This window comes from Dyella humicola (genome assembly GCF_026283945.1).
Taxonomy (GTDB): Bacteria; Pseudomonadota; Gammaproteobacteria; order Xanthomonadales; family Rhodanobacteraceae; genus Dyella; species Dyella humicola.
In genome coordinates, this window is the sequence record NZ_JAPDPC010000001.1 from 2530126 (window position 1) to 2554522 (window position 24397).

Sequence of the window (24397 nt, forward strand, 5' to 3'; positions counted from 1 at the left end):
ACCAGTCGGATGGTCCGTGCTAGGCTCGCGCCTCCATGCACGCGTCCGACGACTACACGGCTGATCAAGGTGGCGCTCCACCGCGCCACATCCTGACCCCCAGCTCGCTCAACCGGCTGGTGCGCGATCTGCTGGAAGACGCGCTGCCGTTGATCTGGATCGAGGGCGAGCTGTCCAACGTGGCACGACCCGCGTCGGGGCATTTGTATTTCACGCTGAAGGACAGTGGCGCCCAGGTGCGCTGCGCGATGTTTCGCCCCAAGAGCGGCTGGCTGAAGTTCAAGCCCGTCGACGGCCTGCACGTGCTGGTGCGTGCCCGGGTTGGCCTGTATGAGCCGCGTGGCGAATTCCAGCTCGTCGCCGAGCATATGGAGCTGGCCGGCGAAGGCGCCTTGCAACGCGAGTTCGAACAGCTCAAAGCTCGACTCGATGCGGAAGGCTTGTTCGACCCCGCCCGCAAGCGTGCCCTGCCCCGTTATGCGCGCCGCATTGGTGTCATCACCTCCGCCACCGGCGCCGCCATCCGCGACGTGCTTAGCGTGATGTCGCGACGCTGGCCGCTGGCCGAGGTGGACGTGCTGCCCGTGCCGGTTCAGGGGCGCGAGGCGCCGCCAGCCATGGTCAACATGCTGCGCCGGGCTTCGGCCAGCGGCCGCTACGATGTGTTGCTGCTGACCCGTGGCGGTGGTTCGCTGGAAGACTTGTGGGCCTTCAACGACGAGCAGGTCGCCCGCGCCATTCACGCCAGCGCGGTGCCGGTGGTGTCGGCCGTTGGCCATGAGATCGACTTCAGCATCGCCGATTTCGTCGCCGACCTGCGCGCACCCACGCCGTCCGCTGCTGCCGAATTATTGGTGCCCGATGCGCTTGCCTTGCAGCGCCACTTGCAGCAACTGCAACAGCGCCTGATCACACTGGAACAGCGCCGACTGCAATCGCGTATTCAACGCGTCGATCACCTGTTTGCGCGCTTGCAGGCACAACGGCCGCAAGCGCGCCTGACCCGCGACCGCGAGCGATTGCAGCACCTGCAAAGGCGCCTGATTGGGATCCAACGCGAACAGACACAGAGCCGCCGCGCCACCTTGGACCGCGTGCACGCAAGCTTGCTGGCCCAGCATCCGCGCCTGCGCCTGCAACTGCTGCAACGCCGCGTGACGGAACTTCGCCAACGCCTGCGCCAGTCGGTCGAACGACGCCTCGAACGCGATCGCCTGACCCTGCAACAAGTCGGCCGCGCCATGCATGCGGTCAGTCCGCTTGCCACGCTGGAACGCGGTTACGCCATTTTGTTCGATGCGGAAGGCAAGGTCCTGCGCTCGGCACAGCATGTCGAGCCAGGCACACCCTTGCGCGCGCGCCTCGCCGATGGTGAATTGCCGCTCTCCGTCAGGGCACGCCCCGCAGGCGACGAGTCCATCGAGCCGTGAGGCCGTCACGTCCACGACGCAAGCTTTGGCCCCACCCATTCAGAGCCCTCGCGCCTCACGTGGCGTGAACGATTTGTATCGCATCCTTCGCGCTTCCATCCGAGGAGCGCGGCATGAAGGCAGCTGTACTGTTCGTCAAGGCACTGGAAGCGGAGGGCGTGCGCAGCATCTTTGGCGTGCCGGGTGAGGAAAACCTGGATCTGGTCGAAGCGCTGCGCGATTCGTCGATCCGCCTGATCGTCACCCGGCACGAACAGGCAGCGGGCTTCATGGCGGCCACCTGGGGCCGGCTCACCGGCGAAGCCGGCGTGGCGCTGTCCACCTTGGGGCCCGGTGCAACCAATTTGGTTACCGCGGCGGCGTATGCCCAGCTCGGCGCCATGCCGATGTTGATGATTACCGGACAAAAGCCCATCCGCGAAACCAAGCAAGGGCTTTTCCAGTTGGTCGACGTCGTCGACATGATGCAACCGTTGACCAAGTTCACCCGCCAGCTGGTGTCCGCGTCGACCATTCCTGCTCGCGTGCGCGAAGCCTTCCGCCGCGCAGAGGAGGAACGCCCGGGCGCGGTACATCTGGAGCTGCCCGAGGACATCGCCCGGGACCAGGTGGACGACCCGACCCTGTTGCCCACCGAGTACGCCCGCCGCCCTGCGCCGGATGATGCCGCGCTGGTGCAGGCCGCCGAGGCGATCAGCAACGCAAAGCATCCGATCCTGATGATCGGCGCCGCCGCCAACCGCCAACGCACCACGGTGGCGCTACGCGCCTTCATCGACAAGCTGGGCATCCCGTTCTTTACCACCCAGATGGGCAAGGGCGTGATCGACGAGGACCATCCTCTCTGGCTTGGCAACGCGGCGCTCTCCGACGGCGATTTCGTGCATCGTGCCATTAGTGCGGCGGATGTGATCATCAATGTCGGCCACGACGTGGTGGAGAAGCCGCCGTTCTTCATGCAAAAGGGACGACGCACCGTCATCCACATCAACTTTTCCTCGGCCGAGGTGGACGCGGTCTACTTTCCACAGATCGAAGTCGTCGGCGATATTGCGCACACCGTGGAGCGGCTTACCGATGCACTGCAAGCGCAGGAGCATTGGGATTTCGCCTATTTCGATCGCGTGCGCGTGGCGTTCCACCAACAATTGCGCGTCCACGCGGACGATCCCCGCTTCCCCATGCATCCGGTGCGCATCGTGGACGACACCCGCCGCTACATGCCGGACGATGGCGTGCTTTGCCTGGACAATGGCATGTACAAAATCTGGTACGCGCGCTATTACCGTGCGCGCCAGCCGAACACGATCCTGCTCGATAACGCGCTGGCTACCATGGGCGCCGGACTGCCTTCGGCGATGGCTGCAAAAATGGTCTACCCCGAGCGCAAGGTCCTGGCCATCTGCGGCGACGGCGGCTTCATGATGAACGCGCAGGAGCTGGAAACATGCGTGCGACTGAAGCTCGACCTGGTGATCCTGCTGCTGCGCGATGATGCGTACGGCATGATTCGCTGGAAGCAGGCGGAAATGGGTTTCACCGACTACGGCATGGTGTTCGGCAACCCCGATTTCGTCGCCTTTGCCCAAGCACACGGCGCGCATGGACATCGTCCGGACAGCGCCGATGCCTTTCTTCCCACGCTCAAGCGCGCCTTCGACAGCGGCGGCGTGCACCTGATCGATCTGGTCATCGACTATTCCGACAACCACCCCATCCTCAACGAAGAGATCCGCCGGCTGAGTGCTGCCGTCTGATCGAGCGGAGTCATGCATGCTCGCGAAAAGCTATCCCTACTATCTCGCCAACCAGCCACAGACCTCGAAGGAAATGATGGATGTGCTGGACAAGTACAGCGGCAAGGTAGCCACGCGCGTGGCCGTACCGGATGCGAAAGCCACCGAAAAAGCCATCGCCGCCGCCGTGAAAGCCAGCGGCCCGATGCGTGAATTCAAACCCTGGGCGCGACAGCTGGTGCTGCAACACTGTGCCGATCGCTTCACGGAGCGACGTGAGGAGCTGGCCTATGCGCTGTGCGTGGAGGCTGGCAAACCGATCAAGGACTCCGATGGCGAAGTGACCCGCCTTATCGAAACGTTTCGCATCGCGGCCGAGGAAGCCGTGCGCGTCAACGGCGAGACCTTCAACATGGAGATCGCCCAACGCCTGAATGGCTATCACGGTTATACCAAGCGCGTACCGCTGGGGCCGGTGTCGTTTATCACGCCATTCAATTTTCCGCTGAACCTGGTCGCCCACAAAGTTGCCCCAGCCATTGCTGCGGGTTGCCCCTTCGTACTCAAGCCGGCCGAGCGTACGCCCATCGGCGCGCTGATCATCGGCGAGGTGCTGGCCGAAACCGATTTGCCCAAGGGCGCATTCTCCGTGCTCAATCTGGACGGCAAGCACGCCGGCCCACTGGTGGAAGATCCGCGTTTCAAGCTGCTCTCCTTCACCGGCAGCCAGATCGGCTGGGACTTGAAAGCGCGGGCGGGCCACAAGAAGGTCACGTTGGAGTTGGGTGGCAATGCCGCCTGCATCGTCGACGCCGACCAGGGACCGAAGCTGGACCGCGTCGTCGATCGGCTGGTGTTCGGCGCGTTCTATCAATCGGGCCAAAGCTGCATCAGTGTGCAGCGCATCTACGCGCACGAGTCGGTCTACGACGAACTGAAAAAGCACCTGGTCGCTGCCGTCAAGAAACTCAAGGCCGGTGACCCGAAGAAAAAGGATACCTTCCTCGGCCCGATGATCGACGAGGTCGCGGCCGAGCGCCTGCACGGCTGGATCGAGGAAGCGCGCAAGGCCGGCGGCAAGGTGCTATGTGGCGGCAAGCGCAACGGCGCCATGCTGGAAGCGACCTTGATGGAAGACGTGCCTTCTGACAGCAAGGCCCATCGCAACGAAGCGTTCGGCCCGTTTGCCCTGCTGGCGCCGTATCGCAAGTTCGATGACGTGGTCGCAATGGTCAATGATTCGGACTATGGCCTGCAGGCCGGCATCTTCACCGACAGCCTTGACCATGCCATGCGCGCCTGGAACGAACTGGAACAAGGTGGCGTGATCGTCAACGACGTGCCCAGTTTCCGCATGGACAGCATGCCCTACGGTGGCGCCAAGCTCTCGGGCATCGGTCGCGAAGGTGTGCGCTACGCGATCGAAGACATGACCGAGCTGCGTCTCATGGTGATGCGGGAGCTTTAAACGAGGCCCTCCCGCAAACCTGCTCACGATCCGCGAACGGCCGGATCACCTGTCGTCCGGCCGTTCATTGCCGCACCTCCACCTGGATTTCGCCGCACTCCATTCAACCTGCCCAGCTGTCACGTTGCTGTCTTGTGCAGTGCTTAGCTTCGGCCGGGCCGACCACGAGGGAATACCCATGCAGACCGAAGCCGCCGCTGTCGCTGTCTCGCCTCGAAGTCAAGGTTCCGGCCGGGTCTTTGCCCTGCTCTTTGGCGCGATTTTGCTGGTCGGTGCCGGCTATGCCGGCCTGCATCTGGTCGACGATCTCTCCGTCGTCAAATCGCACGCGACCGCACCCTTCATCCTGCTTGGCGTCGCCCTGCTGATCGCGCTGGGCTTCGAGTTCGTCAACGGCTTCCATGACACGGCCAACGCCGTGGCCACGGTGATCTACACCAACTCCATGCCGGCCAATATGGCGGTGATCTGGTCAGGTGTATTCAACTTCCTGGGCGTGCTGACCTCGTCCGGCGCGGTAGCGTTCACGGTGGTGTCGTTGTTACCGGTGGAGCTAATCCTGCAGGTCGGTGGCCACGCCGGCTTCGCGATGGTGTTCGCCCTGTTGCTGGCGGCCATCATCTGGAATCTCGGCACCTGGTATTTCGGACTGCCGAACTCGTCCTCGCATACCTTGATCGGCTCGATCATCGGCGTGGGCCTGGCCAATCAGCTGATCGCGGAAAACACGGCCACCAGCGGCGTCGACTGGGGCGCCGCGATCAATGTGTTCAGGGGGCTTATCTTCTCGCCGATCGCCGGTTTTATTCTCGCCGGCCTGCTGATGTATCTGTTGAAGAGCCTGGTGAAAATTCCGGCGCTGTATCGCGCACCGGAAGGCAACAAGCCGCCGCCGTGGCCGATCCGCGCTCTGCTGGTGCTCACGTGCACCGGCGTGAGCTTCAGCCATGGTTCCAACGATGGCCAGAAAGGCATGGGTCTGATCATGCTGATCCTGATCGGCACGGTGCCTACGGCCTATGCCCTGAATGGCGCCGTCTCCGGCGGCCAGGTGAAGACCTTCCATGAGGTCTCGATGGAGACCCGCCAGGTGCTGAGTGGCCTGGGCGATACCACGCCTGTCGTTGGCGATCCGCGCGCGGTGATCACTACCGCTATCCAGCAGCATGCCCTGCTGCCCGGAACGGCACCGGCGCTGGCCGCGTTGATCGCCGAAATCGATCATCAAGTGGGCAACCGCCCCTCGCTGCGCTCCGTGCCGCAGGACCAGATGGGCAACGTGCGTAACGACATCTACCTGGCCAATACCGTCATCCCCCTGGTGCTGACGCAGCCGGGCTTGAGCACGGAGCAGACGGCCACGCTCACGACCTGGAAAGGCCTGGGCACCAAGGCCATCCAGTTCATTCCGCTGTGGGTAAAGGTGGCCGTGGCGCTCGCGCTGGGCCTGGGCACCATGGTGGGCTGGAAGCGCATCGTGGTGACGGTGGGCGAGAAGATCGGCAAGGAACACCTGACCTACGCGCAAGGCGCCTCCGCCGAGTTCGTCGCGATGGGCTTGATCCAGGCCGCCGACATGTATCACCTGCCCGTCAGTACCACGCATGTGCTCACCTCCGGCGTTGCCGGCACCATGGCCGCGAATGGCTCCGGCCTGCAATGGAGCACGGTGCGCAACTTGTTGATGGCATGGGTACTGACCCTGCCCGCTTCGATCTTGCTGGCCGGCGGCCTGTACATCGTCCTGCGCCATCTTTTTTAGCCAGCCACGCCGGCAGTCTCAGCTATTGAGACCGCCGGCCGTTGCAATGCGGGCTCCGACGGAGCCTGCTGATGAACGCCTTGCCCAACCCCCTGGCCCAACGAGACGTGCGACAGGACGGGGCGCTCGCCGCGCCGGTCAGCGGAGGGGACCAACTGACCCGGCGACTCGCGCGGCGTTATCACGATCGCATCACCGGTGCCTTCGTGTTGCCTGGAAAAGAGGGCGAGTACGCTCCCCTGCCCCCGGATATGCCGGCACCGCTGATGGATGCATTGCGCGCACGCGGCGTCGACCGCCTCTACGCGCACCAAGCCCGAGCCTGGCAGGCCACCGCGGCAGGTGAGCACGTCGTCGTCGCCACGCCCACGGCTTCCGGCAAGTCCCTCTGCTACACGCTGCCAGTGATCAGCGCCGCCATCCAGCAACAATCCAAGGCGTTGTTCCTGTTTCCCACCAAGGCACTGGCACAGGATCAGGTGGCGGACTTGCTGGAGCTCAACCAGGCGGGCTCGCTGGGCGTCAAGGCGTTCACCTTCGATGGCGACACGCCCGGCGATGCGCGCCAGGCCATCCGCCTGCACGGCGATATCGTGGTGAGCAATCCTGACATGCTGCATCAGGCCATCCTGCCGCATCACACGAAATGGGCGCAGTTCTTCGAGAACCTGCGTTTCGTGGTGATCGACGAGGTGCACACCTATCGCGGCGTGTTCGGTTCCCACGTGGCCAATGTGCTGCGGCGCTTGCAGCGCGTATGCGCGTTCTACGGCGTCTCGCCGCAATTCATCCTGTGCTCGGCCACCATCGGCAATCCGGCCGAACACGCCAGCGCACTGATCGAACAACCCGTCACCGCGATTACCGAAAGCGGCGCTCCGGTGGGGGAGAAACATGTCCTGCTGTGGAACCCGCCGGTGGTGAACCCGGACCTGGGACTGCGCGCATCGGCACGATCGCAGTCCAATCGTATTGCCCGCACGGCCATTCGTGCCGGCCTGAAGACGCTGGTGTTTGCGCAATCGCGCCTGATGGTGGAGGTGCTGACGAAGTATCTGAAGGACGTGTTCGATAGCGACCCGCGCAAGCCGGCGCGCATTCGGGCGTATCGAGGTGGCTATCTGCCCACCGAACGTCGTGCGGCGGAGCGCGAGATGCGCGCCGGCCAGGTGGACGGCATCGTCAGCACGTCGGCGCTTGAGCTTGGCGTGGACATCGGCGCGCTCGACGTGGTGGTGCTGAACGGCTACCCCGGTAGCGTGGCCGCCACCTGGCAACGCTTCGGGCGTGCCGGACGGCGCCAACAGGCATCGCTTGGCGTACTGGTAGCCAGCAGCGACCCGCTCGACCAATACCTGGTCCGTCACCCTGAATTCTTCCAGTGCGCATCGCCGGAGCATGCCCGCATTGCGCCCGACCAGCCGCTGATCTTGCTTGACCATATTCGCTGCGCCGCTTTCGAACTCCCCTTCCATAGCGGTGACCTGTTTGGTCCACAGGACGCCACGCCGTGGCTGCAAGTCCTGGCCGAAGAAGGAGTCTTGCATCAGGAAGGCGCCCGCTTCGAATGGATTGCCGACAGCTATCCGGCCAACGTCGTTTCCCTGCGCTCGGTGGCGGACGGCAACTTCGTCGTCGTCGACCGCACGCATGGACGGCAGACCATCGTGGCGGAGGTCGACTTCAGCGCTGCCGCGCTGACCTTGTACGAGGGCGCCATCCACATGATCCAGTCGGTGCCGTATCAGGTGGAGCGCCTGGACTGGACCGGCCGCAAAGCCTATGTCACGCGCACCAACGCCGACTACTACACGGACGCCATCGATTACACCAAGCTCAAGGTGCTGGAGGCATTCGATAACGCGCCGGCCGGCGCGGGTAGCGCGCACCACGGCGAGGTCCATGTGGCCCGGCGCGTCGCCGGCTACAAGAAGATTCGCTATTACACGCACGAGAACATCGGCTACGGCCCGGTCAACTTGCCGGATCTCGAACTCCATACCACTGCGGTCTGGTGGCAGCTGCCGCAGCGCGCGCTCGACCAGGCCTTCGACCATCGCCAGCAAGCGCTGGACGGCTTCCTCGCCGCGGCCCATGCCTTGCATATCGTCGCGACGGTGGCGGTGATGGCCGAGGCACGCGATCTGCAGAAGGCGGTGGGCAGCGGCGATGGTGCATGGTTCGCCACGCCTGACCTCCATGGACGCGCACAGGTGCGCTCCAGCCTGGGTGAGCTTGATGCCGGCACGCACGGGCCCTTTATGCCGACGCTTTATCTCTACGACGCCTTCCCTGGCGGCGTCGGCTTGAGCGCGCCACTTTACGAGCGCCGCGAGGACCTGGTGCGGCTGGCGCGGGAGCTGGTGATGCGATGCGACTGTCGCACGGGCTGCCCAGCCTGCGTGGGGCCGGTGCTCGCTTCCGACGAGCGCAACGAAACGCCGCTGAAGGCGCTGGCCACGCGCGTGCTCGATCTCGTCGTCGCCCTATGAGCGCATTCGCGGACAGACTGCGTGGCCTCCGTCGCCAGGCTGGCGTCACGCCCATGCCGCTTCGTCGCTCCGACCCACTTCCAGCGGGCTTGAGTCAATTGCTCGGCGTGCGGCAGCGCAAGCCCGGCTTGTCACGCCCTTCCGCGGAGCGGGACGTGCTGCCCGGCCGCACCATCGCAGCGGGCTTGCAGCTGAGCGAAGTGAGCGGCATCTGGCCGCCCTCGCCTTCCACCTTCGATGCCTCGTTCGCCCGCATTGGCGAAAGTATCGAACCGGAGCGACTGCTGCTGTTCGACACGGAAACCACGGGCTTGGCGGGTGGCACGGGCACCCGGGCTTTCATGATTGGCGTGGCAGACTGGCATCAGGGCCAGTTTCGCGAACGCCAGCTGCTGATCACCACGCTCGCCGCTGAAACCGCCATGCTGGACTGCTTCGCGTCCTGGCTGCGTCCAGACACCGTCCTGGTCAGCTACAACGGCAAATCCTATGACGCGCCGCTGCTGAAGACGCGCTTTCGTCTCCATCAGCGCGCTTGTCCGTTGAACGGGCTGGCTCATATCGACCTGCTCCATCCCGTGCGCCGACGCTGGCGCGGCGTATGGGAAAATTGCCGCCTCGCCACCGTCGAACGACAACTGCTGCACGTCGTGCGCGAAGACGATCTGCCCGGTTCGGAAGCGCCGGCGGCCTGGTTAGGATTTCTGCGCGGCGGCTCGGCCGCGCCACTGCACCGCGTCGCGCGGCACAACAGCCAGGACCTGCGCAGCCTTGGCGGCATCCTGGGTCACTTCACGGATGAATCCGATGCATAGGCCCTGTTAGCGGGCCGCTTCCACGAACTCGACATCCGCGATCCAGTTGCGCTGCCGACGGGCGAGTCGCGAGGCCATGTCTTCACCCTCGAAGCTACCCATCGCGCGACGAATGAGCGATGCATCCACATCATCGAATGCGTTGACACTGACTACCGCATACAGGCGGCCATCGACCTCGCTGGTGGCCACCGGCACGACGCCGCAGCGGGAGCAGGTGTGGAATACCGCCGTCTTGGTGCCGAACGTATAGTGGGATACGCACGTCGGCTCGTTCACCACGACCTTCAGCGAGCCACCCGGACAGGAAGTCCATACGCCGCCGTGCTTCGTGCAAAAGGAGCAATCGCAGGCGCGTGCGGGAATCTCGCTGGGCTCGGGCTCCCAGATCAGCGAAAAGGCGATGTTCCCGCAATGGCATTGACCGTGGATGAGCATGCTTTCGATATCCGTTGATGAACCAGACGACCGAACCCGTTCCAGGCTCGCTTGCGCTGGAGCATACCTACCCCGTGCCGGAAACGGACCCTGCGACGGCCTCGAAGCCGCTCCCGGCCATCGGTGCGAAACATGAGGCGCTCACAGCTTTTCATGGTTGTCTTCGCAACACCGCCTACAATAAGCATCCTCACCGCTGGCCACCCCTGATGACCGAACCCGTCCGCCTCGCCAAACGTATCGCCGCCATGGCCCAGTGCTCTCGGCGCGAGGCAGAGATGTACATCGAAGGCGGCTGGGTGCGGGTGAATGGTGAGACGGTGGAAGAGCCGCAGTTCAAGGTGCTGGATCAACTCATCGAGATCGATCCGCAGGCGCAGCTCGAACCCGCCGAGCCCGCCACCCTGGTCTTGCACAAACCCGCCGGCCTTTCCGCCGACCAGGCGCGCTCCTTGATCAGCATCGAAAGCCACGCCGATGACGATGCCTCCGGCGTGCGCCTGCTGAAACGCCATTTCGCTCGACTGGAATCGCCCCTGCCCTTGCCCGACATCGCTAGCGGGCTGCTGGTGTTTACGCAGGACTGGCGGGTCAAGCGTCGACTGGAAGAGGACAGCGATCGCATTGAACAGGAGATGATCGTTGAAGTTGCCGGCGAGCTCGCGCCGAATGGTCTCGCCCTGCTCAGTCACGGGCTCAGTTTCAACAACTACGCGTTGCCGCCGATCAAGGTCAGCTGGCAGAACGAAACCCACCTGCGTTTCGCCCTGAAGCGGATCTCGCCCAACCTGGTCGAACGCATGTGCAATGCGGTTGGGCTGAAGGTGCTGGCGATCAAGCGCATCCGCGTTGGCCGCATTCCGATGTCGCGCCTCCAGCCGGGTCAATGGCGTTATCTCGCCAGCACCGACCGGTTCTGAATGCCCTATTGAGTACCTACGACGGTGCATGCTCGGGAACGCTGCACCGCAGCTCACCCTCCGGGCGCTACGCGCGGCCGCCGACATACGCCCTGCAATGATTCAAGTACTCACGTTCGTGGACGGCAAGCAAGCCGGTAACCGCGCGCCAAAGCCATGAAGGAGCGGCCAGCGTGCGCGTGTGGTGGCGATGAAGCTCGTTGCGCCAGGAACGTCGGGTGTCGATATCCATTTGCGTCGAGTGGGCACGGCCAAGCACATGAGCGAGATAGGCAGCCGACCGGACGGCCTGCTTGCGTTTGATGCGCACGATGTCCAGCTTGAGATCCTGCGGTAGCAGCTCCCGCACGAAGACCGGCTTGCCGAGCAGATGCGTTGCACGCATGCGGTCGCCCAAGGCAGGGCACAGACGCCGAGCAGCCAACACGACTCGCTCGGCGTGATCTCTGGGCATGCGCACGCCCGATGCCCGCGGGGCAACGGATGCGGCGGCTTCCTTGATATCGATAAGACAGAGGTCATCACCCTCGACGCTTCCCCCATCGACATCGAGCAAGCTTGCATAGCGCAGACGGCCCAGCGAACTGCAGCCCTTGCGCCAGTACGCGGCGTCGAGCACGGCCACCTTGCCTTGCGTGTCGCGGTGGCGCAGCTGGGTTGCCAGCTCCGCCAGTTCCGGTTCGCGGAACAGCGCCGCAATCGCTTTGCGCTCCTTGTCCGTGATCGGCCAGAACTCGGAGCCCAAGGGGAAGCGCGTCTCGACACCCTGGATGCGCTCGTGCGCCAGTGCCTTCCAATTTCGCTGTGCTGCAAGCTTCATCACCAGTTTGATCGTATCTGGCATGACGGGCTCGGGCTCGTCCACTTCGGGAAACGCTGCCTCATAACCATCCAGCACGGCTTCCATCATTTCGGCCGTGGTAATGCCCGGGAGATCCGAGCCTCGCGCCGCCATCGCCAGGGACAACGAGAGCCGGATGAGGTCGTAGGCCGGATTGCTGATGACGCTTTGATCGAAATCGCGTAGCTGTATATGCACACGACCTTGATCGTCGGCCACCGGCCCCAGGTTGCCGACATGGCAATCACCGCAGATCCAGATCGCCGGCCCATCGGGCAGAAGGGACGCGCCTTCGTCCGCAAGCCAAGCGTAGAACTGCCCGGTATTTCCGCGCACATAAGCATGGGCGGATCGCGCCATCTTGCGATGGCGCCTTGTCGCCAGCGCTGCTGCCCGGCGACGGGGCGATAGGGTGGCTTGCTTCGCGCGTGACATCGACTGCCCTCGGCCCAAGCCCTCATCCTCGTCGGCCTGCGATGAAGGATTCGTTGTCATTACCGGGGAACACGCCAGGCGCAAGTAATCGTGGCGCCGCTGCCTAACGCGAATGCGCAAATCGCCGCCGCGTTTGTCATGACCATCGAGGCTGCGGGCATTGCGCAGTGGCGCCGCGAACGCGAGTGGTGTTCAATCATCAGCGCCGGATCACCCTGCCGCTGGCGCCACCTGGCCTACGAGCAGGCATGGCCGATGGCGATGCCATTCAGGCGCCAACGGGCCGTCGTGTCACCGCGAGGAGCCTCACGATGCAAGGGAAGATCGCAATTTATGTCGCCGCCCTGATCATGGCGATGCCTGTATGGGCGCAGTCTGCCGTGCCGCCCGCGAACGCCGCCAGCGCGATCAAGCCACCATCCCCCGACAGCGTTGTCAGCCTTCAGGCCGTCACCGTGACCGGGCAACAGCCGGGTCCAGCGCTTTGGCGCGTACGCCGGGGTGATCACATCTTATGGGTGCTAGGCACACTGTCCCCCCTGCCCAAGCACGCAGAGTGGCAAACAGCACAGGTCGAAAAAGTCCTGGCAAGCGCCAAGGAATTGCTTGAACCGCCATCCGCCGAGTTGAAGATGCCGACCAGCCTCTTCAACCGGCTGGCCTTGCAGCCTTCCGCCCGCCTGAACCCCGATGGCGCGACGCTACAAAAACTGCTCCCGCCGGAGATGTACGATCGATGGCTGGTACTCAGGCGCCAGTACCTTGGCAATGACGACGCCCTGGAATACTTGCGCCCTATCGTCGTCGCCCAACAGCTCTACGAAGCGGCGCTGGCGTCGGCGGGCCTCACCAATGAAACCGATGTCGCCGCCATCGTGCAGAAGCTGGCGCGCAAGCACGGCACGCGCGTTCTTCCGGTCACCTATCAGCTGCTCATACCGCACGCGCCGCCACTCGCCCAGACGGCCGATCAGGGCAGGCAGCAGGATATCGCCTGCCTGGATCAGACCATGCACCTCGTCGAGCACGACATGGGCACGCTCACCAAACGCGCCAATGCCTGGGCTACCGGAGACATGAGGACACTGCAGAGCCTGTCGCAGGGGGCGACCTACGAGTCATGCGTGGTCGCCGCGATCAATGGCGATTTTGCGCAGCAGCTGAATATTCCCGACCTGCCGCAACGCATCGAAAAGGCGTGGATGGAGGCTGCCGAATCCTCGCTCGTTCGAAACAACCGTTCCGTCGCCGTGCTGTCGATGGAACAAATACTCGCGCCCGACGGTTTCCTCGCCAAACTCAAGGCCCAGGGCTATCGCGTGGAGGCCCCGGATGAGCAGAATTAGCCAAGCAGAACTAGCTATATCCCGGCACCGATCACTACCGCCCCGCACCACGCCAACGGGTGAAGAGCAGCGCCGACTTCGCGCTTTTTATCGGCGGCTACGGCACATCCGTCGCCATGATCGGTGACGCGGGCGCCGTCGATGCAGGCGAGGTCTCGCCGGAAGGCTTCCGGTAACGATCACGCCAACGGAGGAAGGGACGCTCCACACCGTAGTGCAATAGCGCACCGACCAGCAGCACCGCCACGGCGTAAACGACGAAGGCGGCGAAGGCATGCCCGTCCAGATGCTGGCCCAGCGCCACACGGACGAGATGGAATACCGCCTTATGCGTGAGATAGAGGCTGTACGACACCAGTGCGAGCCAGCCCGCGCCGGGAATCTTCAGCCTCCCCAGCAAGCCCTGTGCACTGGTGCCAGCCAGCACGATAAACCCGAGGCCCAATGACAGCAGCGGGTAGCCCAGCAGCGACGGGATGAAACTCGCGCGATCGCGAAACAGCCAGATGGCCGTGCCCGCGATGGCCAAGCCGATCAGCAGCAAGGCGTTCGCACGACGCTGCAGCCGCGCCCATAGCGGTTTGCGATAAGCCTTGATGGTGGCCAGCACCACACCCGCCAACAAACCATCCAGGCGCGACCATGAGGGATAGTAGATGCCTTCGAGGAAATGCCGCTGCGCTTCGGCGCCATCGCCGGCGGCCCCGGCCGGTGCCAACTCCTGCAGCCACACGTAGCCACGAATCAGCATGCCGGCAGCAATGACCGCCATGCACACGGCGATAAACCGTGGTGCCGACGGCCGGCGCGCCAACCACCACGCCAACAACGGGAACAGCAGATAGAAGTGTTCTTCGACACACAGCGACCACACGTGCGAGAACGCGAGGTTGTGCTGGGCATCGATCAGCAAGTTCACCGTGAACGTCAGGAACTGCCACAGCGGCTGGATGCCAGGCGCTTCGCGGATCGCGGGCAGCGCGAAGTAAAGAGCCACCACGACCAGGTAGGCCGGCAGGATGCGGAAAGCCCGTCGCACATAGAAGTCGGCCAGTGACAGCGCCTGGTTTTCGGCCAGCGGCTTGAGCAACTGCGAACCGATGAGGTAGCCACTGAGGACGAAGAACAAGTCGACACCCATCCAGCCGTACTCTTCCACGCCGCCGAAGTGTCCCCAACCTCCCACGAAGTAGGAGTGGAAAATCATCACCCATACGATCGCGATCGCGCGCAGAAGATCCAGGCCTGGCAGGCGGTTCATCATGATCCCTTGATGTGAATCTGGCTGGCGATCATGCCTGCCATACATGCCCATTCGGAGCAGCTTTTGGGGCGCCGCCGTGGCACGAGGCACCGATTTTCATGAAATCTGATACGTGAAAAAAAAGCGCGGCGCCACTAGCCGCCTGGCGGCCAGGATCGTGTCTAGCTATGGCGCGTGGTCTGGCCGTGGCATCACTGTATTTGGGCTTCTGCCCGCGCCCAAGGCGTCATCGTCAGGACGAAAACGACGACGCCATCGATAGCTGACGATGGCGCCAGTCATTGCCGCGGCCCCTGGGCCAACACGCTTCCCGCAGCGTCTTCATCGCAATACGGAACGCGTGGTGGCCAGAGGCTGAGCTGTCTTACTTGGCGTTGTACATCGCCGCGGCGTCAGCCTTGAACGAAGCGGCACTGGCGGGACGGCTATAGAACATGTGGCCACCCGGATAGACCGACAACTTCACGCGCTGGGTCTGACCAAAGCCGGGCATCTGGTTGAGGATCAGCTGCGAGGTATAGAACGGGCAGGACAAGTCGTTGTAGCCGTGCACGATCAGGGCCTTCATGTTCGGATCGTTGCCGATCGCCTTGCGCAGGTCGGCCACCGGCTTGTCGTTCGCATCGCCACGGTCCCATGCCTTGTTCACCGCATACGACAGCGCCTCGTAATGAGCATCGGTCTTCCAACCCACTTCGCGGGTCACGAAGTCCACCATCGCGCTCGTCGTCGGCGCAAGCAGGGCTTCCAGGATCGGATCGCCCGACTGGCGTTCGGCGGAACCGGGGAATGGATCGAACGCGGTCACGTTGGAGTCGTACACGCTGCCGATCTTCTTGTCGTTGCGATGCACTTCACGCAGGAAGGTGCCGATATCGACGCGCCCGTCGAGCTTCGCCACCACCGACGGGTCCAGACCGGTATAGGCCGAAACCTTCTGCACCATCCGGCTGATCGCGCCCGGGTCCGAACGGCCGGCCAGGAAGTCGGTGACGTACTGGGTGCGCACATAGTTTTCGACGTCGCCCATCGCCGCTGGCGTCAGCTTGCCCTGGCTCTCCAGGTGGGCGGCGGTCATCGACGGCAGGTTGATCATCCACGGCAGCGGCGACAGCGCGTCGCCATCACCAATGGCGGCCGGATCGAGATAAGGCGAAACCATTACCAGGCCATTCACGCCCACGCCCATCTGCGTCTGCAAGGCGTAGGCGATACGCGGCGCACGGTAACCACCGTAGCTCTCGCCCATCACATACTTGGGTGCGCGCAGGCGGCCGTGCTTGACCAGCCAGTCATACACCACGCGCGACAGATACTTGATGTCCGCCTCGGTGGAATAGAAGTCCTTCTTGGTGGTGTCCTCGTCTTCCAGCGAACGCGAGAAGCCGGTACCGACCGGGTCGATGAACACCAGATCGCTCATATCGAGCCAGGTGTTCGGGTTGTCCTGGGTGATCGCGGCGTCCGACGGTGCATCGCCATCCACACCGAACTGGATGCGCTTGGGACCGATGGCGCCCATGTTGAGATAAACCGACGAAGCACCCGGACCACCGTTGAAGGCGAACGTCACTGGTCGGTGAGGATCGTTGCCCGGAACGGTATACGCGGTGTAGACCACCTCGGCGATTTTCTTGCCCTTGGCGTTACGCACCGGAATCACGCCCACCGTCGCCTCGTAGGAAACGGTGCGGCCACCCACCTTGACGCTTTGCTTGATGGTCTTGTCAGCGGGCAGCGGCGGCAGCTCGATGTCGCTCTTCTTTTCGGCGGCACCCGCATCGGCAGCGGCAGGCTTGGCATCAGGCTTGGCATCAGCGGCGGCGGCAACCGTCCACGGCGCCAGCGCCAGGCCAGCTGCCAGCACAACGGCACACCAGGCGGCACGTCGCCCCACACGAGTTACACGAACAGGCAAATCACGAATCATCAGGCGTCTCACACGGAAGCGTTTCAAGGGAAGCGGCAAACTCGCCAGGTACGCGCTCCCCGACCACCGCTCTCGATGAAAGCGGCCGGATACGCGCGACATGCGAACCGCCATTGATGCGGCAAGCCGGGGGCATGTCACCAGTGCCGTAAGGCAGGGGTAAGCAGCGGTGGGCGACTTGCGGCGACTCGGGATCGAGCCTGACGTCAGCCGCAGCACGGACCGCGGCATGCCGCAGCGCAGACGCTTCGGCTCGCGCTGGACTCAGGTCATCGCGTCCGCATCAGCGAGACGCAGGCGCGTCACATCGCGCAACGGCGGCGCACCGAAATGGCGGCTGTATTCGCGACTGAATTGCGAAGGGCTTTCATAGCCTACTCGATGCGCCGCCGTGGCGACGTCGCATTGATCGACCAGCAACAGGCGGCGCGCCTCATGCAGGCGCAACTGCTTTTGATACTGCAGCGGACTCATGGCCGTGATCGCGCGAAAGTGATGATGCAGCGACGACGCACTCATGTTCACGCGCCCGGCCAGGTCATCGATACGCAGTGGCTCGTCGTAGTGGCGACGCAGCCAGTCGATGGCCCGCGAAACCTGGTGACCCTGGCTACCGGAGGTCGCGATCTGCGCGAGATGTGCGCCCTGCTCGCCCGTCAGCAGGCGATAGAGCAACTCATGCTCGATCAGCGGCCCCAGCACGGCCAGGTCGTCCGGCGCATCGAGCAGGCGCGCCAGCCGCAACAAAGGGTCGAGCAGGCCGCCATCCAGGGGACTGAACGCCAAGCCCCGTGACGACACCGGTGCGGCGCGAGGCGTTTTCACCCCGGGCAACAGTTCGCGGATGCGCTGCAGGTCCAACTGAAACGTCAGGCACAGGCATGGTTCGTCCGGTGTCGCGCGCAGCACCTGCGACGACACCGGCACATCGACCGAGGTCACCAGATACGAAGCGGGTTCATGCACAAACGTCTGCTGCCCCAGCAGGATCTGCTTGGCACCCTGCAGGGCCAGTCCCAGGCCCGGCCCGTACATGGCGCAGGTAGGCACGCTGGGCGAGTCGGCGCGGAACAGGCTCAGGGTCGGCCAGCGCGTGGCATGCACGCCCTGGCCCGGTGTCAATCGTTCAACGACCGCTGTCAATTCCTCGCGCCCCTGTTCGAGACGCAAATCCAATGCACGGGAAGAAAGCTTGTTATTCATGACTTTGCTGATATTTCGGGCCCGACTAGATTGCCTGTTCCTCCGCCCGATGGCGAGCGCGAGGCATGCAGCATCGCAGGATCAGGCAAGGATCTCGCAGGATCCGGCTACCCGTGGCCGGACCACGACTCGCATACTCCCCTCCTTCGCTATCCCCCGTCCCCAAGGAGTTACGCATGGCCCTCTCCATCCTCGGCTACGCAGCCCAATCGGCTACCACCGCACTGGCTCCCCACCATTTCCAGCGCCGCGACCCGCGTCCAGATGACGTGGTGATCGACATTCTCTATTGCGGCGTGTGCCACACGGACATCCACCAGGCCCGCAACGAATGGCATGGCAGTGTGTATCCGATGGTGCCTGGCCACGAAATCGTCGGTCGCGTCAGCGCCATTGGCTCCAAGGTGAGCAAGTTCAAGCTCGGCGACATGGTCGGCGTCGGTTGCATGGTTGATTCCTGCCAGCACTGCGCCGCGTGCGAGGCCGGGCTGGAGCCGTATTGCGTCGAAGGCCCCACCTGGACCTATAACGGGACGGATCGCCATGACGGCCAGCCGACCCACGGCGGTTATTCCGAGCGCATCGTGGTGTCGGACAAGTTCGTGGTCAGCATCTCCGACAAGCTCGACCCGAAGGCGGCAGCGCCCTTGTTGTGTGCCGGCATCACCACCTGGTCACCGCTGCGCCACTGGAACATCGGCAAGGGCAGCAAGGTCGCCGTGGTCGGCCTGGGCGGCCTGGGCCACATGGGCCTGAAGTTTGCCAAGGCGATGGGCGCAGAGGTAACACTGTTTACCCGATCCCCCGGCAAGGAAGCCGAAGCTCGCAAGCTCGGCGCCGACCACGTGGTGTTGTCCACCGATGCCGCACAGATGGCCGCGGCGGCGCGTCAGTTCGATTTCATTCTGGACACGGTGCCCTCGCAGCACGACCTCAATCCCTACCTCAACACGCTCACGCTCAACGGCGTGCTGTGCCTGGTGGGTTTGCTGGAAGCGATCGAGCCGCCGGTGCAGGCTGCCATGGTGGTGCTGGGCCGTCGCTCGATCTCCGGCTCGGCCATCGGCGGTATCGCCGAGACGCAGGAAATGCTCGATTTCTGCGCCGAGCACGGCATCGTCAGCGACATCGAAATGATCGATATTCAGGACATCAACCAGGCCTACGAGCGCGTGTTGAAGAGCGATGTGAAGTATCGCTTCGTGATCGACATGGCGTCGCTCAAGCAGACCGCCTGAGGCAACAACGACAGCTGCCAGTAGAGGCTTGAACGGGTCTTTGCTCGTCATCCCAGCGAAAGCTGGGATGACGGCTTGTTCAGACCTTCCCTAGATCTTGCCCTTATGGCTTCTATATCGACTCGCTTGATGCGCCTCGCGCAAACGCCGTGCGTGCGCAGCCAACAGGTCACCACGCGTAATGATGCCCACCACCTGCTGTCCTCCTTCGCCGCCAACCACGACCAGACGGCCGACATCCGCCTCGACCATATGGTCGGCGGCATCACGCAAGCTGTGATCTTCCCGCACCACCAGCGGCGGACGACGAAGCAAGTCAGCTACGGTCACGTCATCGGCCAAGCCAGTAGCAAGCAGGTCGCGGCGGGTCACGACACCAAGCAGTTGGGCTGCATCACCCAGCACCGGAAAGCCCTGGTGCCGGGCCACGGCGCTGTCGGCTTCGAGCCATCGACGCACCGCAGCCAGACGCTGTGTCGCGCGCAGGCTGATCACCTTGCGGCTGCACGCCTCGCCCACACTGATCCGCTCCAGATAGTCGGCGCTGTATTCGGCAGGTACACGCACGCCGCGGCGTGCGATCTTCTCGGTCATGATCGTGTTGCGCATCATCAGGCCAGAGACCAGGTAGGCCATCGCACAGGCGCCGAGCAACGGCAGCAGGCCATGCGGTTGCTGCGTCGTTTCGAACGCAAACACCACGGATGTAAGAAACGCGCGCGACGCACCGGCGAAGATCGCCGCCATACAGACCAGCGCCGCCACCCGCGGATCCACCTGCAGCCACGGCAGCCACATGACGCAGGCGATCCCAAAGACGCCGCCCAGCGCACCGCCGATGGTGAACAACGGCGCCAGCGTGCCGCCCGACGTGCCGCTGCCGAGCGCCACCGACCACGACAGCAACTTCAACAGGCACAGGGCGAGCATGCTGCCCAGCCCGATCTGCCCCGCCACGACGGCGGCGATATTGCTGTAGCCCACACCCAGGGTGGCCGGCATCACGTACCCCACGATGCCCACGACCACGCCACCGATCGCCGGCCACCACATCCAGTGGATCGGCAGCTTTTCGAAACCGTCCTCGATGGCGTAGGTCAGACGCGTGATGCCTACGCTGGCCACGCCGGCCAGCAGCCCCATCACCATATAGGCCAACAAGGAGGTGAGCGACGGCGTGGCGATTTCTGACATCGGAAACATGGGCGCATTGCCTTCCAGCACATAGCGCACACCGGTGCCGATGACCGCCGCCAATGCAACCGGGATCAACGAACGCGCACGGCGCTCGAACAGCAGCAGCTCGATGGCCAGCAGCACGGATGAAATCGGCGCGGAAAAGACCGCGGCCATGCCGGCAGCCGCGCCAGCCGCCAGCAGGGTTTTGCGCTCGTCGGCCGTCACGTGCAGATACTGGCCAACCAGCGAGCCCAGCGCACCGCCGGTGGCAATGATGGGACCTTCCGCACCAAACGGCCCACCGGTGCCAATGGCGATGGCCGACGACACCGGCTTCAGCCAGGTCATGCGCGCAGGGATACGGCTCTCGTTGAGCAGCACCTGCTCCATCGCCTCGGGAATGCCGTGCCCACGGATCGCCCGTGAGCCCCAGCGCGCCATGGCACCCACGATCAAGCCGCCGAGCACCGGCACGCCAATCACCCACAGGCCGAGATGATTGTCCGCAGGGCTGCTAAAGTCGGTGCTCCAGCGCCCATGGAAGGCGAGATTGGTCACCAGGCCGATCAATGCGGTGAGCGCACGCGCCACCAGCGCCACCACGGCGCCCAGGATCATCGCCAGGCCGGCTATCCACAGTACCCGTCGCCCCAATGGGCGGAACTGTCTCGGCATGTGCGCCGCGGCCAGCGTGGTGTCCATCGACGGGGCAAGCGGAAGCGCCGCGCGCGAGTGCGGTTCGGGCGTTTTATCGGAGAGCATGGGTAGCCGGATGGGCAGAGAGACCGCGCAAGGTTACGCGGAAGTGCGCGCGATAGCTGGCTGGAAAATGAACAGGGGGTCGCCGCGCCTACCCGGCGGATCACGACGGCAGCGGCGGTGCCTTAGGCGCGTTCCAACCCATCATGGTGTAGACGCGGTAACGCAGAATGCCCAGGTACTCATGCAGGGCCGAGTCGGTCACCACGAAGTTCCAGGAGACGGGGATCGGAATCCAGTTGGCCATGATCCAGTCGCCTGCCACCGGCTGCGGCGTGATGCCGAAGTGCGCGAAGTACAGCAGGCTGCGTTGCAGGTGAACGCCCGACGTCACCAACACGATGTGCTGCGGGGCGTATTGCGCCAACAAGGGACGGATGAATTGCGCGTTCTGCCAGGTGGTCATGCTGCGCGCCTCGAGGGTCAAGTCGGCCTCGGGGATGCCGAGCTTGCGCAGCGCGCGACCATAGACAATCGATTCGGGCTCGCCGTGATCCTGTGAATCGCCGCCGCTCACAAACAGATGACATGCCTTGCCGGCGAGTTTGCACGCGTTGTAGAGCTGCGCCGCGCGTACGATGCGTCCATTGGCGAAGTACGACGGTTGCAAGGCCTCGTCGCCCGGCCCCACCGTGCCTGCCCCCAGCAACACGATGGCATTGCGTGGCGCCCAGTCGATGGCGGGGTCCGTGTAATAAGGACCTTGCAGGCTGTCCAGCATCACGTGTGGTATCGGCCCGCACCCCATGCCGAAGAACAGCAGCCCGGCAAGCAGAACGAGCACATGCCCAAACCATCGCCGATGCAGGCGATACAAGAGCGCGGCCACCAGCAGCAGGACAAACAGCACGACGAGCATAGCGGCACCCGGTCCCTGGAAAGTCGTGGCATCTTAGGACCTGACCGCCGCGCGAGGCGATAGCGGATACGCATGGCCCATCGGAGCCGTAGATCCCTGAGGCGGAACGTCCCCTGCGATAACCCCGTTGCTGCGGCTGGCGCGTTTCACCGATATCACCCGGAGCGCCGGAAGACCCTGCCATTCATGATCGACCACCCCGTCGCCGCGATCCATGCTTACCCAACCCGGCGATTTGGCTTAACCTCGCCGCCCATGGATGCTGCCGTGGATGACGACGCAACGCTGATGCTGGCCTATGCGCGCGGCGAGATGGCAGCGTTTGATGCGCTGTATGCGCGTCATCGGGGCACCTTGTACCGATTCCTGCTGCGCGCCGCACGGCACCCGCAGCTGGCGGAGGAGCTGTTCCAGGAAACCTGGAGCCGCGTTATTGCGGCGCGCGGGCGCTATACGCCACAGGCCAAGTTCACCACCTGGCTGCTGCAGATCGCGCACAACCTGCTCATCGATCAGCATCGACGCAGACGCCCCGTCGCCACGGGCGAGGAGGCCGAAAGTGCACTGGCCGCCCTCGCCACACCCGAGCACGAACAACCCGACCATGTGTTGTCCGAGTTCCAGCGCCGTCGCCGGCTGCAGCGCGCCATCGAAGGATTGCCCGATGAGCAGCGCACGGCCGTGCTGCTACGCCTGGAGAATGACCTGAGTGTGGAGGATATTGCCGAAGTGACCGGCGTAGGGCGCGAAACCGCGAAGTCACGCCTGCGCTATGCCATGAACCGATTGCGCGAACAGTTGGCCGAATGAATACGCACGACCACCACGACGACGAATCGCTGCCCGGTGAAGACGAGTTGCAGGCGCTTTATCGCAGCCTGCCGCGCAAGGAGCCGTCGCCAGCGCTCGACCAGGCGGTGCGACAAGCCGCAGTCGAAGCCGTGCGCCCGAAGACACGGCAGCCGATCGCGCGTTGGCCCGTTGCTGCCGCCAGCGCCGCCGTGCTGGTGCTCGCCGTGGGGCTGGGTCTACGCATGCGCGAGCAGCCCCCGGGTTTGCAGGCACCCGCACCGGCAGCGGCCACGATCCCGGCGAACCCGCCAGCCGAGAGCCAGTCGTCCGCAGCCGCCACCCATGCGCCCGTGGTGTCGTCGTCCGCCGCGCCAATGGTCGCGGCGGCACCGCCTGCGGAAATCCCGCGAGCGACGCGCCGCACGCACGAGTCCGCCAAGTCGCTCGCCAAGTCACGCGTGGCGACTGCCGAGATGGCCGACCAGGCATTCGCTCCGCCACCACCGGCCCCTGCCCCGCCGATAGTGATGGCTCAATCGCCAATGGCGTCTGCAGCGCCGCCCGCAACTGCCGGCTACCGCGCCGAGCCCGCAGCACGCTCGATGGCCATGAGGACCATGGCGGCTGCCGCGCCTGCTCCAACAGCGCCCGCACCGGTGTCGGCCGTGGATGCCACGGCAGCCAACCCGAACGACACGCCCGCGCAAGAGCTCGACAAGATCCGCCTGCTGTTTGCGCAACATCGCCGCGACGAAGCGTTGCAGCGCCTGTCTGCGTTTCGCCAGGCGCATCCGGAGATGAGCTTGCCGGACGATGTGCGTGCTCAATTGCCCGACCATGAGTGAAGCGCTGTACACCCTCGCCACCGCCCACCAGCACAGCGAGGACATCAAGAAGAGCCGCTTTCTCGCCCACGCGGCACCGGTGCAGACATCCGAGCAGGCATTGGCTTTCGTGCGGCAGGTCAGCGACCTGGCAGCTACGCACAATTGCTGGGCCTACCGCATCGGCCAGGACTATCGCTTCAACGATGATGGCGAGCCCGGCGGCACCGCGGGCCGGCCGATCCTGCAGGCTATCGAAGGCCAGAGCATCGACCGTGCCGTCGTGGTCGTCACGCGCTGGTACGGCGGCATCAAGCTCGGCGCGGGCGGCCTGGTTCGCGCCTATGGCGGCACGGCGGCGGAATGCCTGCGCCTCGCCGAACGCGTCCCCATCGTGGCGATGGCGCGACTGGGCCTGCGTTGCGACTTCGCCGAACTTGCCCTGCTGAAGGCGCGCCTGCGTGAACTGGAGGCCGAGGTGACGCGGGAGGATTTCGACGCCGATGGCGTCGAACTCGACATCCGGCTACCCGAATCCCGAGTGGACGAGGCGCAGGCGCGCATCACCGATATCAGCAGGGGCCGCCACAACGCCCGCCGGCTGGATTGAATCGCCAGCCAGTCGCCCCACCTTTGGAGACAAGCACCATTGCGGTGCCCCATCCC

The 24397-nt window shown here is 64.3% G+C and carries 19 protein-coding genes; 12 read left to right on the top strand and 7 right to left on the bottom strand.

Annotated features, from left to right (window positions below):
* The first annotated feature begins 35 nt into the window (after nucleotides 1–35).
* The 6 genes from xseA to OUZ30_RS11265 all read left to right on the top strand — a co-directional run bounded on the left by xseA (nucleotide 36) and on the right by OUZ30_RS11265 (nucleotide 9703).
* Nucleotides 36–1430: an exodeoxyribonuclease VII large subunit gene (gene xseA, locus OUZ30_RS11240; RefSeq protein ID WP_266182414.1), complete on the top strand. Its 1395-nt coding sequence runs from the start codon at nucleotides 36–38 to the stop codon at nucleotides 1428–1430.
* Nucleotides 1431–1543: 113 nt separating this feature from the next.
* Nucleotides 1544–3187: an acetolactate synthase large subunit gene (locus OUZ30_RS11245; protein ID WP_266182415.1), complete on the top strand. Its 1644-nt coding sequence runs from the start codon at nucleotides 1544–1546 to the stop codon at nucleotides 3185–3187.
* 16 nt (nucleotides 3188–3203) lie between these two features.
* The gene (locus OUZ30_RS11250) at nucleotides 3204–4634 is read left to right on the top strand and encodes an aldehyde dehydrogenase family protein (protein ID WP_266182416.1); all 1431 of its coding nucleotides are present in this window, start codon (nucleotides 3204–3206) and stop codon (nucleotides 4632–4634) included.
* A 178-nt stretch (nucleotides 4635–4812) separates the two neighbouring features.
* Nucleotides 4813–6396, top strand: a complete 1584-nt coding sequence (locus tag OUZ30_RS11255) for an inorganic phosphate transporter (RefSeq protein WP_266182417.1) — start codon at nucleotides 4813–4815, stop codon at nucleotides 6394–6396.
* 71 nt (nucleotides 6397–6467) lie between these two features.
* The gene (locus tag OUZ30_RS11260) at nucleotides 6468–8888 is read left to right on the top strand and encodes a DEAD/DEAH box helicase (RefSeq protein ID WP_266182418.1); all 2421 of its coding nucleotides are present in this window, start codon (nucleotides 6468–6470) and stop codon (nucleotides 8886–8888) included.
* A gap of 53 nt (nucleotides 8889–8941) precedes the next feature.
* On the top strand, nucleotides 8942–9703 hold the full coding sequence (locus OUZ30_RS11265; protein ID WP_266182419.1) for a ribonuclease H-like domain-containing protein: 762 nt from the start codon (nucleotides 8942–8944) through the stop codon (nucleotides 9701–9703).
* A 6-nt stretch (nucleotides 9704–9709) separates the two neighbouring features.
* Here the strand turns inward: OUZ30_RS11265 and OUZ30_RS11270 are convergent, their stop codons facing one another.
* A complete protein-coding gene (locus OUZ30_RS11270; RefSeq protein ID WP_266182420.1) occupies nucleotides 9710–10141 on the bottom strand; it encodes a GFA family protein in 432 nt (143 codons plus the stop codon).
* Nucleotides 10142–10350: 209 nt separating this feature from the next.
* Here OUZ30_RS11270 and OUZ30_RS11275 point away from each other — a divergent pair, with 209 nt between their 5' ends.
* Nucleotides 10351–11061, top strand: a complete 711-nt coding sequence (locus tag OUZ30_RS11275) for an rRNA pseudouridine synthase (protein WP_266182421.1) — start codon at nucleotides 10351–10353, stop codon at nucleotides 11059–11061.
* A gap of 67 nt (nucleotides 11062–11128) precedes the next feature.
* On the opposite strand, the gene OUZ30_RS11280 is transcribed toward OUZ30_RS11275, so the two are convergent.
* Nucleotides 11129–12337 (bottom strand): DUF2252 family protein, encoded by a 1209-nt coding sequence (locus OUZ30_RS11280; RefSeq protein WP_266182422.1) that lies wholly within the window; start codon nucleotides 12335–12337, stop codon nucleotides 11129–11131.
* Between the two features lie 311 nt (nucleotides 12338–12648).
* Between OUZ30_RS11280 and OUZ30_RS11285 the strand changes: the two genes are divergently transcribed.
* Nucleotides 12649–13683 carry a TraB/GumN family protein gene (locus OUZ30_RS11285; protein ID WP_266182423.1) on the top strand — a complete coding sequence of 345 codons (1035 nt, stop codon included), beginning with the start codon at nucleotides 12649–12651 and terminating at the stop codon, nucleotides 13681–13683.
* Between the two features lie 97 nt (nucleotides 13684–13780).
* On the opposite strand, the gene OUZ30_RS11290 is transcribed toward OUZ30_RS11285, so the two are convergent.
* The 3 genes from OUZ30_RS11290 to OUZ30_RS11300 all read right to left on the bottom strand — a co-directional run bounded on the left by OUZ30_RS11290 (nucleotide 13781) and on the right by OUZ30_RS11300 (nucleotide 18080).
* Nucleotides 13781–14944 (bottom strand): acyltransferase family protein, encoded by a 1164-nt coding sequence (locus OUZ30_RS11290; protein ID WP_266182424.1) that lies wholly within the window; start codon nucleotides 14942–14944, stop codon nucleotides 13781–13783.
* A gap of 367 nt (nucleotides 14945–15311) precedes the next feature.
* Entirely contained in the window at nucleotides 15312–16877 is a 1566-nt protein-coding gene (locus tag OUZ30_RS11295) for a S10 family peptidase (RefSeq protein ID WP_283255893.1), read from the bottom strand.
* A gap of 264 nt (nucleotides 16878–17141) precedes the next feature.
* Nucleotides 17142–18080: an AraC family transcriptional regulator gene (locus OUZ30_RS11300; RefSeq protein WP_266182426.1), complete on the bottom strand. Its 939-nt coding sequence runs from the start codon at nucleotides 18078–18080 to the stop codon at nucleotides 17142–17144.
* A 176-nt stretch (nucleotides 18081–18256) separates the two neighbouring features.
* Here OUZ30_RS11300 and OUZ30_RS11305 point away from each other — a divergent pair, with 176 nt between their 5' ends.
* The gene (locus tag OUZ30_RS11305; RefSeq protein ID WP_266182427.1) at nucleotides 18257–19318 is read left to right on the top strand and encodes an NAD(P)-dependent alcohol dehydrogenase; all 1062 of its coding nucleotides are present in this window, start codon (nucleotides 18257–18259) and stop codon (nucleotides 19316–19318) included.
* 90 nt (nucleotides 19319–19408) lie between these two features.
* Here OUZ30_RS11305 and OUZ30_RS11310 read toward each other — a convergent pair whose 3' ends face one another.
* Nucleotides 19409–21172: a chloride channel protein gene (locus OUZ30_RS11310; RefSeq protein WP_266183159.1), complete on the bottom strand. Its 1764-nt coding sequence runs from the start codon at nucleotides 21170–21172 to the stop codon at nucleotides 19409–19411.
* 187 nt (nucleotides 21173–21359) lie between these two features.
* Nucleotides 21360–22115, bottom strand: a complete 756-nt coding sequence (locus OUZ30_RS11315; protein WP_266182428.1) for a YdcF family protein — start codon at nucleotides 22113–22115, stop codon at nucleotides 21360–21362.
* A 255-nt stretch (nucleotides 22116–22370) separates the two neighbouring features.
* Between OUZ30_RS11315 and OUZ30_RS11320 the strand changes: the two genes are divergently transcribed.
* The 3 genes from OUZ30_RS11320 to OUZ30_RS11330 are packed head-to-tail and all read left to right on the top strand — an operon-like array spanning nucleotide 22371 to nucleotide 24341.
* A complete protein-coding gene (locus OUZ30_RS11320) occupies nucleotides 22371–22925 on the top strand; it encodes an RNA polymerase sigma factor (RefSeq protein ID WP_266183160.1) in 555 nt (184 codons plus the stop codon).
* Nucleotides 22922–23752: a hypothetical protein gene (locus OUZ30_RS11325; RefSeq protein WP_266182429.1), complete on the top strand. Its 831-nt coding sequence runs from the start codon at nucleotides 22922–22924 to the stop codon at nucleotides 23750–23752. The genes OUZ30_RS11320 and OUZ30_RS11325 overlap by 4 nt, the downstream gene beginning before the upstream one ends.
* Nucleotides 23745–24341: an IMPACT family protein gene (locus OUZ30_RS11330; RefSeq protein WP_266182430.1), complete on the top strand. Its 597-nt coding sequence runs from the start codon at nucleotides 23745–23747 to the stop codon at nucleotides 24339–24341. Before OUZ30_RS11325 ends, OUZ30_RS11330 begins: the two co-directional genes overlap by 8 nt.
* The last annotated feature ends 56 nt before the right edge of the window (nucleotides 24342–24397 follow it).

Excerpts from the sequence above, each read along its gene's own strand:
- OUZ30_RS11310 (WP_266183159.1), bottom strand. The coding sequence starts at position 21,172 with ATGCCGAGACAGTTCCGCCCATTGGGGCGACGGGTACTGTGGATAGCC.
- OUZ30_RS11290 (WP_266182424.1), bottom strand. The coding sequence starts at position 14,944 with ATGAACCGCCTGCCAGGCCTGGATCTTCTGCGCGCGATCGCGATCGTA.
- OUZ30_RS11245 (WP_266182415.1), top strand. The coding sequence starts at position 1,544 with ATGAAGGCAGCTGTACTGTTCGTCAAGGCACTGGAAGCGGAGGGCGTG.
- OUZ30_RS11300 (WP_266182426.1), bottom strand. The coding sequence starts at position 18,080 with ATGAATAACAAGCTTTCTTCCCGTGCATTGGATTTGCGTCTCGAACAG.
- OUZ30_RS11250 (WP_266182416.1), top strand. The coding sequence starts at position 3,204 with ATGCTCGCGAAAAGCTATCCCTACTATCTCGCCAACCAGCCACAGACC.
- xseA (WP_266182414.1), top strand. The coding sequence starts at position 36 with ATGCACGCGTCCGACGACTACACGGCTGATCAAGGTGGCGCTCCACCG.
- OUZ30_RS11255 (WP_266182417.1), top strand. The coding sequence starts at position 4,813 with ATGCAGACCGAAGCCGCCGCTGTCGCTGTCTCGCCTCGAAGTCAAGGT.
- OUZ30_RS11265 (WP_266182419.1), top strand. The coding sequence starts at position 8,942 with ATGCCGCTTCGTCGCTCCGACCCACTTCCAGCGGGCTTGAGTCAATTG.
- OUZ30_RS11285 (WP_266182423.1), top strand. The coding sequence starts at position 12,649 with ATGCAAGGGAAGATCGCAATTTATGTCGCCGCCCTGATCATGGCGATG.
- OUZ30_RS11320 (WP_266183160.1), top strand. The coding sequence starts at position 22,371 with ATGGATGCTGCCGTGGATGACGACGCAACGCTGATGCTGGCCTATGCG.
- OUZ30_RS11315 (WP_266182428.1), bottom strand. The coding sequence starts at position 22,115 with ATGCTCGTCGTGCTGTTTGTCCTGCTGCTGGTGGCCGCGCTCTTGTAT.
- OUZ30_RS11280 (WP_266182422.1), bottom strand. The coding sequence starts at position 12,337 with ATGTCACGCGCGAAGCAAGCCACCCTATCGCCCCGTCGCCGGGCAGCA.
- OUZ30_RS11325 (WP_266182429.1), top strand. The coding sequence starts at position 22,922 with ATGAATACGCACGACCACCACGACGACGAATCGCTGCCCGGTGAAGAC.
- OUZ30_RS11270 (WP_266182420.1), bottom strand. The coding sequence starts at position 10,141 with ATGCTCATCCACGGTCAATGCCATTGCGGGAACATCGCCTTTTCGCTG.
- OUZ30_RS11260 (WP_266182418.1), top strand. The coding sequence starts at position 6,468 with ATGAACGCCTTGCCCAACCCCCTGGCCCAACGAGACGTGCGACAGGAC.
- OUZ30_RS11275 (WP_266182421.1), top strand. The coding sequence starts at position 10,351 with ATGACCGAACCCGTCCGCCTCGCCAAACGTATCGCCGCCATGGCCCAG.
- OUZ30_RS11305 (WP_266182427.1), top strand. The coding sequence starts at position 18,257 with ATGGCCCTCTCCATCCTCGGCTACGCAGCCCAATCGGCTACCACCGCA.
- OUZ30_RS11330 (WP_266182430.1), top strand. The coding sequence starts at position 23,745 with ATGAGTGAAGCGCTGTACACCCTCGCCACCGCCCACCAGCACAGCGAG.
- OUZ30_RS11295 (WP_283255893.1), bottom strand. The coding sequence starts at position 16,877 with ATGATTCGTGATTTGCCTGTTCGTGTAACTCGTGTGGGGCGACGTGCC.